Here is a 16474-nt window from a genome sequence, read left to right on the forward strand (position 1 = left end):
AGTAAGAAACAGATTTATTTTTTTCTTAGATTCTTGTAATTAAAAACTAACTTCTTTCTCAAAAGAGTTTGAATTAAAGTACTCTGTTAATTTGGACAAAGGTTTTTTGGTAATATGGTTCTTTGGTCGAGGAAATAATTACTCCTTTTGAAGTGGAGGAATGTATGAATTTTATTTCTTCATCGGATGCTTCAATCACAATTCCAACATGATTTATTTCTCTGTTTTTATTGGTTTTAAAAAATATCAAATCGCCTTTTTGAGCTTGATCTTTTTTTGGATTTAAAACAACCCCTATTTTTGATTGTTGTAATGAGTTGCGCGGAAGAGTAATGTTTTCTGCATTAAAGATACTGTACATTAATCCTGAACAATCATAACCCGCTTTAGTTGTTCCTGCATATTTATATTTTATGTCCAAATTATCAGCAGCTGCGTCAATTAATTGTTCTGCTAATTGGTTTGTTTTTCTCTTTTCGGATCGAGATACTTTCTCTTTTGGTGCTCCTTTTTTCGAAGTTACAATGGGTGATGTGGATTTACAAGCCGTAAAAAAGATGACAAGGAATAAGAGGAATACAAAACGTTTCAAAAGAGTTTTTTTAAGTTGATTTTAAAGTTCGGAAATAAACTGTAGATTATTTTAAGTCATTTACAATCAATGCAGCCGTTTTTTCACTAGCTCCAATTCCGCCCAATTGCTCTTCTAATAACGCATATTTTTCTAAAAGCGTATTGCGATGGTCCGTTTTTAATATTTTTTCGAGTTCCTCCCGAATGCGTTTTGTATTGCATTCTTCTTGAATTAACTCGGTTACCACTTCTTCATCCATAATCAAATTTACTAATGAAATGTATTTCAGCGTGATAATTCGTTTTGCGATTTGGTAGGAAGCCCAACTTCCTTTATAACAAACAACTTCAGGAACTTTGAATAATGCGGTTTCCAGTGTTGCAGTTCCGGATGTGACTAGAGCGGCAGTGGCATTTCGCAATAAATCATAGGTTTTATTAGAAATGAATTTTATGTTTTCCTGAGTGATAAAATTTTGATAGAAAGAAAATTCCTGGCTTGGAGCACCCGCAATTACAAATTGATAGTCTGGAAAATCTTTGACAACGCTTAGCATCACGGCTAACATTTTTGTGATTTCCTGCTTTCTGCTACCCGGTAAAATAGCGATAATTGGTTTGTCATTCAGTTGGTTTTCTTTTCTAAAAAGAACCGGATCAACTGTTGGTTGGTTATGAATTGCATCAATTAGAGGGTGACCAACAAATTCCACTGGAAAATGATGTTTTTCCTCGTAAAACTTTTTTTCGAAAGGCAAAATCACGTACATTTTATCAATATCGCGCTTGATGTCTGTTATTCTGCTTTCTTTCCAAGCCCAGATTTGCGGGGAAATATAGTAATGGGTTTTCATTCCCAATGCTTTCGCCCATTTTGCAATTCGCAAATTAAAACCAGGATAATCAATGAAGATAAGTACATCAGGCTGAAATTCAAGAATGTCTTTTTTACAGATTTTGATGTTGTTCAGAATCGTTTTTAGATTAAAAATCACTTCGATAAATCCCATGAATGCTAACTCACGATAGTGTTTCACTAAAGTTCCGCCAACATTTTTCATTAAATCACCACCCCAAAATCGGATGTCAGCAGTTGGATCTTTTTTGTACAGCTCTTTCATTAAATTAGAACCGTGTAAATCACCAGATGCTTCTCCTGCAATTATATAATATTTCATGTTTTTTCGATTTGGAATTTTTAAAATCAAACGGATAAAATCATTTTCGCTGCAATCATTTTATTCTTCGGCAAAGATAAACTTAAATAAATAAAGTGAGTATAGCCAAAGCAATGACTGCCAAAACCACACCGCGAGCCATCATTTCTTTATTCATTTTGAGTAAAATTCCAAATGAAATTAATGTCAGAATGGATCCCAATGTGATAATTTTGCCTAAATTACCTTGTGATTTCATGATTTGAATTCCGGCGATAAATTTAAACTCCGTAAAAAAGGTTATAAATAGATACGATCCAAGTAGGGTTGTTGCAAACCCTATGAAAAACCCGAGCAATACGTCTTTTTTATTCATTCCATTTCCAGGTATTAAGTTGTTGTATCGCGTGATGCGCAGTTAAGTCAAATTGTACCGGAACCACGGATACAAAACCGTTTTCTAAAGCCCATTCATCTGTATCTTCTCCTTTATCTTGGTTTACAAATTCCCCGGCAAGCCAGTAATAGTCTCTTCCCTGCGGCGTTTTTCTTTTATCAAATTTCTCTACCCAGATTGCTTTCGCTTGACGACAAATCCGAATTCCTTTGATATCTTCTTTTTTTAATTTAGGAAAATTGGCATTCAACACTACGCCTTCCGGAAGTCCGTTTTCAAGAACTTCTACCGAAATTTTTCGGATAAAAGATTTTATAGTATCAAAATCAGCATTCCAATCGTAATCCAATAACGAGAAACCAATGGCGGGAATTCCTTCTATTCCTGCTTCAACTGCGGCACTCATTGTTCCAGAATAAATTACATTTATGGAAGAATTTGAACCGTGATTCACACCGGAAACACACAAGTCAGGTTTTCGTTTTAAAATTTCGTTAACGGCTAGTTTTACACAATCGACCGGTGTTCCGGAACAACTGTATTCTAAAAAAGGATCCGTGTCTTTTGAAATTTTATTCAAATATAATGTGCTGTTGATGGTAATGGCGTGACCCATGGCACTTTGTGGTGTGTCTGGAGCAACCACGACTATTTCTCCTAATTCTGCCATCACAGCGATTAAGGCTCTAAGTCCAGGAGCAGAGATGCCATCATCATTCGTTATTAAAATTAAAGGTCTGTTTTTTTTCATTATTAATATGGCAAAAAAAGGTTGATTTTATGATTTTGATGGCAAATGTAATGACACAGAATGGGAATTAGTAAACAAAAGATAAAAATTTGTTATGTAGGTTGATTATAACATAAAACAAAAAAACATTTTTATATCTTTAACAAAAATTTATAGGGAGCTTGCCATTGATGGCATAGTTTTTACCGTAATTTAGATTAAAAAATTGATGAATACTATTCTTAACTTTATGAAAAGAAATTATAAAATCCTCGTTGTTATCTTATGCCTTTCGGTAGTATTTTTTGCGTTTAATAGTAATGCAAAAAAAGATAACGATCCTGAAAAAGATAAATTGCTTTTAGAATTGCTGACTTTTGTGATAGAAAAAGGACATTATAATCCTGCCGTTATAGATGATGCCTTTTCAAAGGGGGTTTATAAAGATTACATTCAGGCTTTAGATCCATCTAAACGATTTTTTTTACAATCGGATATAGATGAATTTTCAAAATATGAAACGAAATTAGATGACCATTTAATGAGTAAGGATTTAACTTTTTTTAATCTTACTTATGATCGTTTGATGAAAAGAATGTTAGAAGGTAAAAAAGTGTATAAAGATATTCTTGCCAAACCATTTGATTATTCTATTGATGAAAGTTTTAATACGGATTATGATAAATCTCCGTACGCAGTCAATTTTTCAGAGTTAAAAGAAAGATGGAGAAAGCAAATTAAGTTGTCTACTTTATCCTCATTGACAGATCGTTTAAAAATTCAGGAAACTAAAGTTAAAGGTAGTGATGAAACTACAGCGATTGAGTCAGATTCTAATCTAGTTGATCTATCAGATAATGCCAAAACGGATAAAAGTATAGAAAATAGTACGCCTAAAAGTTTTGAAGAATTAGAAAAAGAAACCAGGTTAAATGCTGAAAAATCTTTAGATGAATATTTTGGTTTTATGAATGATTTGGACAGAAATGATTGGTTTTCTGTTTATATAAATTCAATTACTTCCCGATTTGACCCGCATACTAATTATTTTGCTCCAGAAGAAAAAGAGCGTTTTGATGTCAGTATAAGTGGGAAATTGGAAGGTATTGGAGCGCGTCTTCAAAAGAAAAATGATTATACAGAAATTTCAGAGCTAATATCCGGTGGTCCAGCTTGGAGAGGAAAACAATTGGAATCTGGTGATTTAATTATGAAAGTGGCGCAAGGTAATGGTGAGCCGGTTGATGTAGTTGGGATGCGTTTAGATGACGTGGTAAAAAAAATCAAAGGACCTAAAGGCTCTGAAGTACGTCTGACCGTGAAAAAAGTAGACGGAACAATTAAAATAATTTCTATTATTAGAGATATTGTAGAAATTGAAGAAACCTATGCTAAGTCAAGTATAGTTGATAAAAATGGATTCAAATACGGTGTGATTTATTTGCCAAAATTTTATATTGATTTTGAAAATAAAGACGGAAGAGATGCCGGAAAAGATATTGCTTTAGAAGTTGAAAGATTAAAAGCAGCAGGTGTTGATGGAATAGTTTTAGATGTCCGTGATGATGGTGGAGGGTCTCTTTCAACCGTTGTTGATATTGCAGGATTGTTTATTGAACAAGGGCCAATCGTTCAGATAAAATCGGCAGGTAAGAAAAAAGAAGTGCTTTACGACAGGGATCCTAAAATTGAATGGGATGGACCGTTGGTAATTATGGTAAATAGTTTCTCTGCATCCGCTTCTGAAATTTTAGCTGCTGCTATTCAAGACTACAAACGAGGAATTATTATTGGAAGTAAACAGACTTATGGAAAAGGAACGGTTCAAAATGTAATTGACTTGAACCAATTTGTTCGTAATACTTCTATGGGAGACATGGGGGCATTGAAAACCACGACTCAGAAATTCTATAGAATAAATGGCGGATCTACTCAGCTTGAAGGTGTAAGTAGTGATGTGGTCATGCCGGATAGATATGCTTATTTAAAAATGGGAGAACGTGATGTGGAAAATGCAATGCCATGGGATAAAATTGATGCAGCCGAATATACTACTTGGAATGACAATGCTAAATTTAACCAAGCTATTGTTAACAGTAAAATGAGGATAGCCCAAAACGGTCAATTTAAATTGATTGAGGATAATGCAAAATGGATTGACAGTAGATCAGAAGAAAATACATACAGTCTAAATATTGATAAATTCAAAGTTGCTCAAAATTCTATTGAAGAGAAAGCTAAAAAGTATAAACCTATATTCGAGTATAAAAATAGTTTGAAATTTAATTCTCTACCCAATGAGATTGAAGAACTTAATAAAGATGCTGTTTTAAAAGAGAAAAGAGATAGATGGCATGAATCTTTAGCTAAAGATATTTATGTCGAAGAAGCTTTAAATGTATTGGATGATTTACAATCGAAAGCCATTACTAAAAAAGGAATTCCGGTTAAATTGAAAAAAGATAAATTAGTTAAATCTTAAGTGTTTTTTTGTAAAAGGTTTAGGTCATAATAATAGGAATGCCCTATGAATTCGAAAGAATTTATAGGGCATTTTTATTTATGTTGCATCATTTTAAGTTTATGTAACTTTTTGGAGGAAAATTAGATAAGTAAATTGATGCTGTTTGTTTACAATTTAGTTTGCCGAAATGTATCTGATCAAAGACCGGATTTATTGCAAATTACCATTTGAATTTTGGTTGAGAATCAATAATCTTCAGATTCAACTGAATTGGTAATAAGATGAATACATTCATTGTTTAAATCATTGATTAAAATCGAAGAGTAGTAGTCAATGGTGAGGTTGCTGAGAATTTATTTTAGGTTAAAGTTTCCTAATTACCACTCATTTACTTTATTGGCATCCATTTTTATAAATATAAAAAGCAATATTGTGAATCCCCAAAGACCTGATCCTCCATAGGAAAAGAAAGGAAGAGGTACCCCGATTGTGGGGAAAATACCAACAACCATCGCGATATTTACAAAGAAATGTGTAAATAATATTCCGGCAACACAATATCCGTATACTCTACTGAATTTTGTTTTTTGTCTTTCAGCGAGATATATAATTCTAAGAAATAAGCCTGTAAAAAGCGCAATTACCACTAATGAACCTGCAAATCCCCATTCTTCGCCCACTGTTGTAAAAATGTAATCCGTATGTTGTTCTGGTACAAATCCACCTTTGGTTTGTGTGCCTTCGAGAAATCCTTTTCCTAACCAGCCTCCTGATCCAATGGCTATTTCTGATTGATTGGTATTGTATCCAATGCCTTTAAGGTCAACTGCTTTGCCTAGAAGGATATTGAACCGATCTCGGTGATGTTGTTTGAATAAATTATCAAATACATAATCTACAGATAATACGAATGCAGAAATCAACACTAAAAGAATACTGCTCAAAACGATGTTTCTATCGGCTAATCTTGATTTTAAATGGACGATGATCAGCACTCCTAATCCGATAAGAATCACATATTGGGGCTCTAATAACAGTGTTAATATGAATAAAAGTATTGTAACGAATCCTGTCAATACATACCAACCAGGAAGACCTTCCCGGTATAAAACAATGATGAATATGCTATATATTAAAGCGCTTCCTGGATCCGGTTGCGGCAGTATAAGCAAAACAGGTAAAAGGATTATTGCTAGAGCCTGTATTTGTCTATTCGTATCTTTTAAATTGATTTGAGTGTCGCTTAAGAATTTTGCTAACGCCAAAGATGTCGCGGCTTTGGCAAATTCTGAAGGTTGAATTGTAAAACTTCCAATGGCATACCAGCAACGTTGTCCTGCTATGGTTTTTCCGAATAAAAATAATCCAGCTAGTGTCAGGAGGGAAATCCCGAAAATTATACTAGCATATTTCTCGTAAAACTTACCATCGACTGCAAGTATGATGAATATTAAAGGAATAGTTAAGACAATAAATATTAATTGTTTTTCGTATGTATCTTGCATTGAAGACAATGAAGATGAATAGATATTTAACCAGCCCAAAATAACTAATGCAACATAGATGACTATGCTGATCCAATCGATATTATTTGTTATACTTTGGTTTTTCATTTGAATTAAATAGCTTGTTTATTCTCCTTCGTAGAATCAATTTTTACTTTCACGCTTGGAATGATTTTTTTTTTCTTTAGCAGAGAATCACTTATTCTTAATTGTAATTTAATCGCTTCAGAAAGTCCACCTAATTTCGCATATCGACTTTGTAAACTTGTAGTCAGGATTTTTTTCTCCAAGTCAACTCTGGTAATTTTTTGTCGCAGATATTTTTCAATCATCAAACTAGCTATTGGACCTGCTATAGCTGCTCCATAGCCTCCGTTTTCAACCAATATTGCTATGGCAATTTTTGGGTTGTCTTTTGGTGCAAAAGCCACAAATATGGAGTGGTCTTCCAGTTTTGTTCTTACGCCGTTGATCTTAGCAAAATTTTCTGCGGTTCCTGTTTTACCACAAATATCGATTCCTTCCACTCTTAACCCAAATGCGGTTCCTTGGTTGTACACATCAAATAAGCCACTGATCATTGGTTTGTAATACTTTTTGTCAATTGTGGTAACGTGTTTAGTTGTGAATTTTTTGTCGATTTTATGGCCTTCAATTTTTTTGATGATGTGAGGCGTGTAATAATAGCCTTCATTTGCAACCGTGGCCATCATATTGGCTAATTGAATGGGTGTCATCAAAACTTCTCCTTGTCCGATGGCATTTGATATAATTGTTGTCCCCCGCCAGCCACCGTTGGGATACACTTTTTTATAAGTTTTAGAATTGGGTACGTTTCCTTTTTTGCCAGTTGGTAAGTCATATCCCATGAACTGTCCTAATCCAAAACTTTTTATGTGATTACTCCAAACATCAACTGCATACGCTGGTTTTGCGTATTTACCAATGGTTTGCAAATAGACATTCGAAAAATAAGCATTGCAAGATCTAAAAATTCCATTATGTAATTTTACAGGTCCAAAAATTTTACAATGACATTTTTGGAATCGACCACGACCGTAACTAAAACCACCATAACAGGAGTAAGTAGTATTTTCATTTACAACACCCTCTTGCAGTCCAACAAGTCCGGTGAGGATTTTGAAAGGTGAACCGGGAGGATATTCAGCCAATAAACCTCTATCGTAAAGTGGTTTTGCTATAGAATCACGGTACAATGTAGTATAATTTTTAGACCTTTGTCTTCCTACCAGTATTCCAGGGTCATAAGATGGAGCAGTTACGAGTGCTAATATTTCGCCGGTTCTCGGTTCAATAGCAACAATTCCACCTCGTTTATTAATCATCAATTCTTCTCCATATTTTTGAAGTTCTGCATCAATGGTGAGGTTTATATCCTCTCCCTGAACAGCGATGGTATCGTATTTTCCATCTTTGTAAGAGCCGATTTCTCTGTTGTATTTGTCTTTTTGGATATATTTTATACCTTTTATTCCACGCAAAAGATCCTCGTAACTTTCTTCAACGCCTTGTCTTCCTATTAAATCACCGCTATTGTAATATGGGTTTTTTGCTACTAGTTTTTCATTTACCTGAGTGATGAAACCAAAAATATTAGCACCAAAATTCACTTCGTAATCGCGAAGAGAACGTTTCTGAAAATAAAAACCTTCATATTTTCTTATTTTTTCTTGAAAAGCTGCAAATTCACTTTTGTTTAATTGCGATAAGAAAACAGATGGTAAACGTGGGCTGTATATTTTAGCTTTTTCAATTTTTTTAATGAAGTCTTCTTTTGTAATATTTAGTAATTGACAAAATTCTAAAGTATCTGTATTTTTTACTTCTCTAGGTATGACCATAATATCATACGATGCTTGGTTAGCAACTAATAGTTTTCCTTTTCTATCATAGATGTATCCTCTTTCCGGATATTCGTACTTTTTCTTAATGGCATTGTTTTCGGATTTTAACTTTAAGGTATCGTCAACAATCTGCAAATAAAAGATTCGTATTACAAGCAAAGAGGTCGCAAGAATGATTAAGGAAGGTAATAAAACTTTTCTCATCTTTTGTTTGGCTTAATAAGATATATTGTGATAATACAGATAATGATTGTAAATACTGTGCTTAATAACGTTCTTGCGAGGGTATCTAATATAAAACTCAATTGGAATGCTTCCAATAAAAATAGGGTGAGGTGATGAATCAGTACTGATAATAATATAAAAGAAAATCGTTCAGGAGTTAAAACATCATTTAGTTTTATTGTTTGATATTCATAACTCAGACCAAAAGCAAATTTAAACAAAGATGGTCTGAAATATGCTAAAACTAAGCAGGCTGTTGCATGTGCTCCTCCAGAATTATTAAACATATCCATGATAAGTCCAAGTAAGAAACTGGCAATTATCAAGCCGGATTTATTGCCATTTACAGGATAAAGTATGATGAATAGTATATAAGGAAAAGGACTGATATAGCCCAAAAAATTCATATTATTGAATATGATAATCTGAAGTGCCAATAACAGAACGAATCGGAAAATATTGACTAACAAGGCGCTATTCATCTTTTTCTCTTTTTTCTAAGTTGGTAAGTTCTTCACGATCTTTACTTTTTATGATATAGACATGACCTAAATTTGTCATATCATTGAATAGTCTAACGTTTATTTTATAATAATTTGTTTCTTTTTCAGTATAGATATTAGCAATTGTACCTATGCCTATGTTTTCTGGAAAAATAACGGATTGTCCGCCTGTAACAATAGTATCTCCTTTTTTGATTGATGCAAGTCTTGGAACATCAACTAATTGAACGAAGCCTGTGCTTTTTCCATCCCAAACAAGTGATCCAAAATGATTTGATTTTTTAATTTTAGCATTGATTTGAGATTTTTTATTCAAAATGCTAATTACAGTTGAATAATGGGGGGAAGTGTTGTCTATAATTCCTATAATCCCCAAACTGTTGATTACTCCCATGTCTGGTTTTACACCTTGTAATTCTCCTGAATTTAAAGTCAAATAATTTTCATGAACATTATAGGAGTTATGAATCACTTTTGAAATTAAAATATTTTCATTTTTAACGCCTTTTATGCTGTCTAATTTGGCAATGCTTGAAGTGTCTTTAACGTTAAATAAAATGCTTCTAAGTTTAGCGTTTTCAGATGCTAAGGCATCATTTTGGACTTTTAGGTTAAGGTATTCGTTTAAGTTATTGATCCTCTCATAAACACCACCACTTAAGAAATTGGCGGAACTAATCATTTTGCTTCTATGAAAAGAATGTGATTGTATTGTTAATGACAACGAAATACCCAAAAGCAGCAAAAACAGTAATCTATTACTGTTTTTATATATGAAATTAAATATTTGCTGCATTTCCTATTTTATTATTTCAAATTAAGTTCTAACCTTAATGCTTTATCAAAACCTTTAAATTTTATAGGCGTTAATAGTGTTAAAAGTTGTTATTTTATCAATATACTTTTAAATTTAGGAATGTTTTTGAGAGCCATACCAGTGCCACGAACTACAGCTCTTAACGGATCCTCAGCAATGTAAACAGGTAAATCTGTTTTTTGCGAAATTCTTTTGTCAAGACCTCTCAACATTGATCCTCCACCTGCAAGATAGATTCCGGTATTGTAGATGTCTGCTGCTAATTCTGGAGGGGTTTGAGATAAAGTTTCCATTACGGCATCTTCAATCCTTTGAATTGATTTGTCTAAAGCTTTGGCAATTTCTCTATAGGAAACTTCCACTTGTTTTGGTTTACCGGTAAGCAAATCTCTACCTTGGACAGACATGTCTTCTGGTGCAGTTTCTAAGTCTTCAATTGCGGCACCAATTTGAATTTTTATTTTCTCTGCAGTACTTTCTCCAACAAAAAGATTGTGCTGGGTACGCATATAATATACAATATCATTTGTAAATACGTCACCCGCAATTTTTACTGATTTGTCACATACAATTCCACCTAAGGCAATTACGGCAATTTCAGTTGTTCCACCACCTATATCTACAATCATATTTCCTTTAGGTTGCATGATGTCGATACCAATACCTATTGCTGCTGCCATAGGTTCGTGTATCAAGTATACTTCTTTGCCATTCACTCTTTCACATGATTCTTTAACCGCTCTCATTTCCACTTCGGTAATTCCAGAAGGAATACAAACAACCATTCTTAATGCGGGTGTAAACATTCTTTTCTTTAATGCTGGTATGCTTTTGATAAACATACTAATCATTTTTTCTGAAGCATCAAAATCAGCAATTACACCATCCTTCAATGGTCTTATCGTCTTAATGTTTTCATGTGTTTTTCCCTGCATCATGTTGGCTTCTTTACCAACAGCAATGATTTTACCAGAAACTCTATCACGAGCAACTATTGAGGGACTGTCAATTACGACTTTATCATTATGTATGATTAAAGTATTAGCGGTACCAAGGTCTATCGCGATATCCTCGGTCATGAAATCAAAAAATCCCATAAGTTTTTTAAGGGTTAAAAAGTTATAAATTTGTGACGCGCAAAGTTAAACAAATTAATGTTTAAAATGACGAGTTCCTGTAAATACCATTGTAACTTTATTTTCATTACAATAATTGATGCTTAATTCGTCTTTAATGGACCCTCCAGGCTGAATTACAGCAGTTATTCCTGCTTCTTTAGCTATTTCTACACAATCTGGAAAAGGGAAGAAAGCATCGCTTGCCATAGACGCCCCATGTAAATCAAACCCAAAAGTTTTTGCTTTTTCAATAGCTTGCAATAAGGCGTCAACTCTTGATGTTTGCCCTGTGCCAGACGCAATAAGTGTGCCGTTTTTTGCAAAAACAATCGTATTTGATTTTGTGTTTTTGCAAATTTTAGAAGCAAAAATTAAATCCTGAATTTCTTCTTCAGTTGGTGCTGTAGTAGTAACGGTTCTTAAGTCTTCTTTATTGTCAGTTATGTTATTTCTTTCTTGAACTAAAATTCCGTTTAAGCAAGTTCTTACTTGTTTTTGCGGTAATGCTACTTCGTTTTGAACTAATATAATTCTGTTTTTCTTCTCTTGTAGAATTGCGGTGGCTTCTGTGTCGTATTCTGGAGCAATGACAACTTCGCAAAATAATTTGTTTATTTCGGTGGCAGTTGCTACATCAATTTTTGTATTCGAAATTAAAACACCTCCAAAAGCTGAAGTAGGATCACAAGCTAATGCGGCTAAATAGGCTTCATTGATGTTTTTTCTTGTTGCTAAACCACAAGCATTGTTGTGTTTCAATATGGCAAATGTAGGACCGTCATTTTTGAATTCATTAATCAAATTTACTGCGGCATCTACGTCTAATAAATTATTGTAAGACAATTCTTTTCCGTGAACTTTTTTGAACATAGCATCAAAATCACCGAAGAAAAATCCTTTTTGATGTGGGTTTTCACCGTATCTTAAAACTTGACCGTTAGCAATACTTTGTTTGTATATAGTTTCGTCCGTATTGAAATAATTGAATATTGCAGTATCGTAATGCGATGAAACATGAAATGCTTTTGTTGCCAATAATTTTCTATCGGAAAGAGTAGTTGCTCCGTTTTGTTCCGTAATCATATCCAAAAGCAAACTATATTCGTCAACCGAAGCTACAATTACGGTGTCTTTAAAGTTTTTTGCAGCTGCACGTATCAAAGAAATACCGCCAATATCTATTTTTTCAATAATATCTTCTTCACTTGCTCCTGAAGCAACCGTTTTTTCAAAAGGATATAAGTCAACAATTACCAAATCAATTTGAGGGATATTGAATTCTTGCATTTGTTGCACATCACTATCGTTGTCCTGACGGTTTAAAATTCCTCCAAATACTTTTGGGTGTAATGTTTTAACTCTTCCTCCAAGAATTGAAGGATAGGAAGTTACATCTTCAACAGGGACTACAGGGATTCCTAAATTTTTTATAAAATCTTCGGTGCCTCCAGTTGAATAAAACGTTACGTTTTGAGAGTGTAGTTTTCTTACAATTGGCTCAAGACCTTCTTTTGAAAAAACCGAGATTAGTGCAGATTGAATTGTTTTTGTTGTGTTCATTGTGTAGTTATAATTATAAAATGCAAAAATAGTTTTTTTTTGATTATAAATTTCAATGAATTTATGTAACATTATCTTAAAAAAACCTACCAATTGGTAGGTGGTTTTTTATTAGGTTTATGAAAAAAATATATAGAATTTTACCTTAACGCAAAAAAGTTTTTATGTTAGTATATCTTCGGTTATTAAAAGAGAGTTTTGGTTTTGCAATGAATGCTTTACGGAACAATAAATTAAGAACCTTACTTTCTTTATTAGGGGTTACTATTGGGATATTTTCAATAATAGCTGTGCTTGCTGCTGTAGATTCTTTGGATAGGAAAATCACCAAAGATTTAAGCAGTCTGGATAAAAACACGATTTATTTAATGAAATTTTCTTTCGGACCATCAGATATTCCGCAATGGAAAAGAGAGCAGTTTCCTAATGTAAAGTATGATGAGTATACTTACATGAAAGGAGCAATGACGAATACAGATCAAATGGGGTATCAAATATTTACCAGAAGGGAATCTATTAAATACGATTCTAAAACGGTTAGTGACGTAAACATAGTGCCTGCTTCTCATGAACTGATCGATATTCAGGGATTAGAATTTGAAAAAGGAAGGTTTTACAATGAATCTGAGGCTAATTCAGGAACTACGGTTGTTGTGTTAGGAAATGAAATTGCAAAGTCCTTATTTGAGGGTTCAGAGCCCATTGGGAAAAACATACGTTTGTACGGTAAGCGTTTTACAGTTATTGGTGTTTTAAAAAAGCAAGGAGCAGGTCTGTTTGGAGATAGTGATGATACTTCGGCTTTTATTCCAGTCAATTTTGTTCGGCAATTGTACGGCGATAACAATACTTCTTTAGTAAATGTTATTATTTTTAAACCTCAAGAAGGAGTAGATATGGACGCTTATAAAGGGGAAATATCTCAGAAATTAAGAAGTTTCAGAGGGTTAAAAGCCGGGGAAATCGATAATTTTTTTATTAATGTGTTTTCGGGTTTTACAGATCTTATTGATGGGATTTTAGGACAAATGAATTTGGTAGGATGGGTGATAAGTGGGTTCTCGCTGCTTGTAGGTGGTTTTGGGATCGCTAATATTATGTTTGTTTCCGTAAAAGAACGGACCAACTTAATTGGTATTCAGAAATCATTGGGAGCAAAAAACAGGTTTATATTGTTTCAGTTTTTATTCGAAGCCATAATTTTATCTGTTATTGGAGGGGTAATAGGACTGCTTTTGGTCTGGGTTATTGCTCTTGTTGTAACAAAAGCTTTAGATTTTGAATTTGTTTTAGGGATGGGTAATATTTTCTTAGGGACTGGTCTGGCTGCTTTAATCGGACTGATTTCTGGAATTCTTCCTGCAATAGCTGCTTCTAAATTGGATCCAGTTGAGGCAATTAGAACAGGGATGTAATATATTTGACTCTCGAATTTGATCAAACAAAAGGGCTTCTAAATAATTATTTAGAAGCCCTTTTTTAAATATGTAATAAGTATTTCGATTAAACAAACAACCCTGAATTATCGGGATTATTTTGTTTATCTAATATTATTGTTCTGAATCAAATCAATGTACAAGTTGATTTTGTCTTTCAATTCTTTTCTTGGTGTAATAAAGTCTAAGAAACCATGTTCAAGAAGAAACTCTGCAGTTTGAAAACCTTCTGGTAAATCTTTACCTGTCGTGTCTCTTACAACTCTTGGTCCTGCAAATCCTATTAATGCGCCTGGTTCAGAAATGTTGATGTCACCCAGCATCGCGTAAGAAGCAGTTGTTCCTCCGGTTGTTGGGTCTGTACACAATGAAATGTACGGAAGTTTTGCTTCGGCAAGTTGAGCGAGTTTTACAGATGTTTTTGCTAATTGCATTAAAGAATAAGCCGCTTCCATCATTCGTGCTCCACCGGATTTTGAAATCATTACAAAGGGTAGTTTGTTTTTGATCGCATGGTCAATTCCTCTGGCAATTTTTTCACCTACAACAGCTCCCATAGAACCACCGATAAAGGCAAAATCCATACAGCAAATCACAATGTCTTTTCCTTTGGATTTTCCAACTCCAGTGCGAACTGCATCCTTAAGTTTAGTTTTCTCCATAACATCTTTTAATCGATCTGCATATTTTTTTGTGTCAACAAAATGCAAAGGATCTTTAGAAGTCATGTTTTTATCTAATTCAACAAACTCATTGTTGTCAAATAAAATTTGAAAATACTCTGTACTTCCAATTCTAACATGGAAACCATCTTCAGGACTTACAAATAAGTTACGAGCTAGTTCTTCGGCATCAATAACTTTTCCAGTTGGAGATTTGTACCAAAGTCCTTTTGGAATATCCATTTTGTCTTCGGTAGCTGTAGTAATCCCTTTTTCTTTTCTTTTAAACCAAGCCATATTTTATTGTTTTTGTTGTTTCAGGTTTAAAGTTTAAAGTTTTGAAACCTTAAACCTGAAACTTTAAACTTTTTATTATAATGTATTCACGTTGTTTAAGTCAGCAAATGCTTGTTCAAGTCTTGTATTGAAAGTAATTTCACTTTCACGTAACCATTTTCTTGGGTCGTAATATTTTTTGTTTGGAGCATCAGCACCTTCTGGATTTCCAATTTGAGTTTTTAAATAGTCGATGTTTTTGACCATATAATCACGAATACCTTCCGTAAAAGCAAATTGTAAATCAGTATCGATATTCATTTTTATTACACCGTAGCTAATTCCTTCTCTGATTTCTTCCAATGTAGAACCTGAACCACCGTGGAAAACGAAATCCACTGGGTTGTGACCTGTATTGAATTTATTTTGAACAAAATCTTGAGAATTTTTTAAGATTTTTGGAGTCAATTTTACATTTCCTGGTTTGTAAACCCCGTGTACGTTTCCAAAAGCAGCAGCAATTGTAAATCTAGGACTTACTTTAGAAAGTTCTTCGTAAGCGTAAGCAACTTCTTCAGGTTGCGTGTATAATTTTGAACTGTCAACATCTGAGTTGTCAACACCGTCTTCTTCACCACCAGTAATTCCAAGTTCGATTTCAAGTGTCATTCCCATTTTGCTCATTCGGGCTAAATAGCCTTTGCAAATTTCGATATTTTCTTCGATTGGCTCTTCAGATAAATCAATCATGTGAGAAGAGTACAATGGTTTTCCGGTTTTGGCAAAGTGTGCTTCTGAAGCATCTAACAAACCGTCAATCCAAGGCAATAATTTTTTTGCGCAATGGTCAGTATGTAAAATTACCGTTGCTCCGTATGCTTCCGCTAATGTATGAATGTGTAATGCGCCAGCAATTCCACCAGCGATAGCTGCTTTTTCACCTGCATTAGAAAGTCCTTTTCCAGCATTAAATTGTGCTCCTCCATTAGAGAATTGAATAATAACCGGAGCATTCAGTTTTGCTGCAGTTTCAAGAACGCAATTGATAGTATTTGATCCGGTAACATTTACTGCCGGAAGTGCAAATCCCTTTTCTTTAGCATAATTAAAAATTTCTTGTACCTGATCTCCTGTAGCTACGCCTGGTTTTATGTTATGTGCCATTGTGATTTTTTTAGTTATTTTT

Annotated in this window: 14 protein-coding genes; 2 read left to right on the forward strand and 12 right to left on the reverse strand. The window is 33.8% G+C overall.

Going from position 1 to position 16474, the window contains the following annotated elements; genetic code table 11:
• Positions 1-73: 73 nt before the first annotated feature.
• The 4 genes from BMX64_RS13455 to surE all read right to left on the reverse strand — a co-directional run bounded on the left by BMX64_RS13455 (position 74) and on the right by surE (position 2878).
• Positions 74-592: a C40 family peptidase gene (locus tag BMX64_RS13455; RefSeq protein WP_091173105.1), complete on the reverse strand. Its 519-nt coding sequence runs from the start codon at positions 590-592 to the stop codon at positions 74-76.
• A 46-nt stretch (positions 593-638) separates the two neighbouring features.
• Positions 639-1751: a lipid-A-disaccharide synthase gene (gene lpxB, locus BMX64_RS13460; protein ID WP_091173410.1), complete on the reverse strand. Its 1113-nt coding sequence runs from the start codon at positions 1749-1751 to the stop codon at positions 639-641.
• An 82-nt stretch (positions 1752-1833) separates the two neighbouring features.
• Entirely contained in the window at positions 1834-2106 is a 273-nt protein-coding gene (locus tag BMX64_RS13465; RefSeq protein WP_091173109.1) for a hypothetical protein, read from the reverse strand.
• On the reverse strand, positions 2099-2878 hold the full coding sequence (gene surE, locus BMX64_RS13470; protein ID WP_091173113.1) for a 5'/3'-nucleotidase SurE: 780 nt from the start codon (positions 2876-2878) through the stop codon (positions 2099-2101). Before surE ends, BMX64_RS13465 begins: the two co-directional genes overlap by 8 nt.
• A gap of 208 nt (positions 2879-3086) precedes the next feature.
• Between surE and BMX64_RS13475 the strand changes: the two genes are divergently transcribed.
• Complete coding sequence (locus tag BMX64_RS13475) at positions 3087-5339, forward strand: carboxy terminal-processing peptidase (RefSeq protein WP_091173117.1); 2253 nt, start codon at positions 3087-3089, stop codon at positions 5337-5339.
• 359 nt (positions 5340-5698) lie between these two features.
• Here the strand turns inward: BMX64_RS13475 and rodA are convergent, their stop codons facing one another.
• The 6 genes from rodA to purH form a co-directional block, all read right to left on the reverse strand.
• Positions 5699-6934: a rod shape-determining protein RodA gene (gene rodA, locus BMX64_RS13480; protein ID WP_091173121.1), complete on the reverse strand. Its 1236-nt coding sequence runs from the start codon at positions 6932-6934 to the stop codon at positions 5699-5701.
• Positions 6935-6939: 5 nt separating this feature from the next.
• On the reverse strand, positions 6940-8895 hold the full coding sequence (gene mrdA, locus BMX64_RS13485; RefSeq protein ID WP_091173125.1) for a penicillin-binding protein 2: 1956 nt from the start codon (positions 8893-8895) through the stop codon (positions 6940-6942).
• Positions 8892-9398 carry a rod shape-determining protein MreD gene (locus tag BMX64_RS13490; RefSeq protein WP_091173128.1) on the reverse strand — a complete coding sequence of 169 codons (507 nt, stop codon included), beginning with the start codon at positions 9396-9398 and terminating at the stop codon, positions 8892-8894. The genes mrdA and BMX64_RS13490 overlap by 4 nt, the downstream gene beginning before the upstream one ends.
• A complete protein-coding gene (gene mreC / locus BMX64_RS13495) occupies positions 9391-10215 on the reverse strand; it encodes a rod shape-determining protein MreC (RefSeq protein WP_091173131.1) in 825 nt (274 codons plus the stop codon). The genes BMX64_RS13490 and mreC overlap by 8 nt, the downstream gene beginning before the upstream one ends.
• 89 nt (positions 10216-10304) lie before the next feature.
• Positions 10305-11333: a rod shape-determining protein gene (locus tag BMX64_RS13500; protein ID WP_091173134.1), complete on the reverse strand. Its 1029-nt coding sequence runs from the start codon at positions 11331-11333 to the stop codon at positions 10305-10307.
• 54 nt (positions 11334-11387) lie between these two features.
• Positions 11388-12914, reverse strand: coding sequence for a bifunctional phosphoribosylaminoimidazolecarboxamide formyltransferase/IMP cyclohydrolase (gene purH / locus BMX64_RS13505; protein ID WP_091173414.1), 1527 nt, complete (start codon positions 12912-12914; stop codon positions 11388-11390).
• A gap of 164 nt (positions 12915-13078) precedes the next feature.
• On the opposite strand from purH, the gene BMX64_RS13510 reads away from it, so the two are divergent.
• The gene (locus BMX64_RS13510; RefSeq protein WP_091173139.1) at positions 13079-14329 is read left to right on the forward strand and encodes an ABC transporter permease; all 1251 of its coding nucleotides are present in this window, start codon (positions 13079-13081) and stop codon (positions 14327-14329) included.
• Between the two features lie 125 nt (positions 14330-14454).
• Here BMX64_RS13510 and accD read toward each other — a convergent pair whose 3' ends face one another.
• Together accD and fbaA are read right to left on the reverse strand one after the other, a co-directional pair.
• Entirely contained in the window at positions 14455-15309 is an 855-nt protein-coding gene (accD, locus tag BMX64_RS13515) for an acetyl-CoA carboxylase, carboxyltransferase subunit beta (RefSeq protein ID WP_091173142.1), read from the reverse strand.
• Positions 15310-15384: 75 nt separating this feature from the next.
• Positions 15385-16452 (reverse strand): class II fructose-bisphosphate aldolase, encoded by a 1068-nt coding sequence (gene fbaA / locus BMX64_RS13520; RefSeq protein WP_091173145.1) that lies wholly within the window; start codon positions 16450-16452, stop codon positions 15385-15387.
• Positions 16453-16474: the final 22 nt, after the last annotated feature.

Source organism: Flavobacterium sinopsychrotolerans (assembly GCF_900110375.1).
Lineage (GTDB): Bacteria > Bacteroidota > Bacteroidia > Flavobacteriales > Flavobacteriaceae > Flavobacterium > Flavobacterium sinopsychrotolerans.

What these genes read in the sequence shown, in the direction of transcription:
- mrdA (WP_091173125.1), bottom strand. Translation starts at nt 8,895, where the DNA reads ATGAGAAAAGTTTTATTACCTTCCTTAATCATTCTTGCGACCTCTTTG.
- BMX64_RS13465 (WP_091173109.1), bottom strand. Translation starts at nt 2,106, where the DNA reads ATGAATAAAAAAGACGTATTGCTCGGGTTTTTCATAGGGTTTGCAACA.
- surE (WP_091173113.1), bottom strand. Translation starts at nt 2,878, where the DNA reads ATGAAAAAAAACAGACCTTTAATTTTAATAACGAATGATGATGGCATC.
- BMX64_RS13475 (WP_091173117.1), top strand. Translation starts at nt 3,087, where the DNA reads ATGAATACTATTCTTAACTTTATGAAAAGAAATTATAAAATCCTCGTT.
- BMX64_RS13490 (WP_091173128.1), bottom strand. Translation starts at nt 9,398, where the DNA reads ATGAATAGCGCCTTGTTAGTCAATATTTTCCGATTCGTTCTGTTATTG.
- purH (WP_091173414.1), bottom strand. Translation starts at nt 12,914, where the DNA reads ATGAACACAACAAAAACAATTCAATCTGCACTAATCTCGGTTTTTTCA.
- mreC (WP_091173131.1), bottom strand. Translation starts at nt 10,215, where the DNA reads ATGCAGCAAATATTTAATTTCATATATAAAAACAGTAATAGATTACTG.
- lpxB (WP_091173410.1), bottom strand. Translation starts at nt 1,751, where the DNA reads ATGAAATATTATATAATTGCAGGAGAAGCATCTGGTGATTTACACGGT.
- BMX64_RS13510 (WP_091173139.1), top strand. Translation starts at nt 13,079, where the DNA reads ATGTTAGTATATCTTCGGTTATTAAAAGAGAGTTTTGGTTTTGCAATG.
- BMX64_RS13500 (WP_091173134.1), bottom strand. Translation starts at nt 11,333, where the DNA reads ATGGGATTTTTTGATTTCATGACCGAGGATATCGCGATAGACCTTGGT.
- rodA (WP_091173121.1), bottom strand. Translation starts at nt 6,934, where the DNA reads ATGAAAAACCAAAGTATAACAAATAATATCGATTGGATCAGCATAGTC.
- fbaA (WP_091173145.1), bottom strand. Translation starts at nt 16,452, where the DNA reads ATGGCACATAACATAAAACCAGGCGTAGCTACAGGAGATCAGGTACAA.
- accD (WP_091173142.1), bottom strand. Translation starts at nt 15,309, where the DNA reads ATGGCTTGGTTTAAAAGAAAAGAAAAAGGGATTACTACAGCTACCGAA.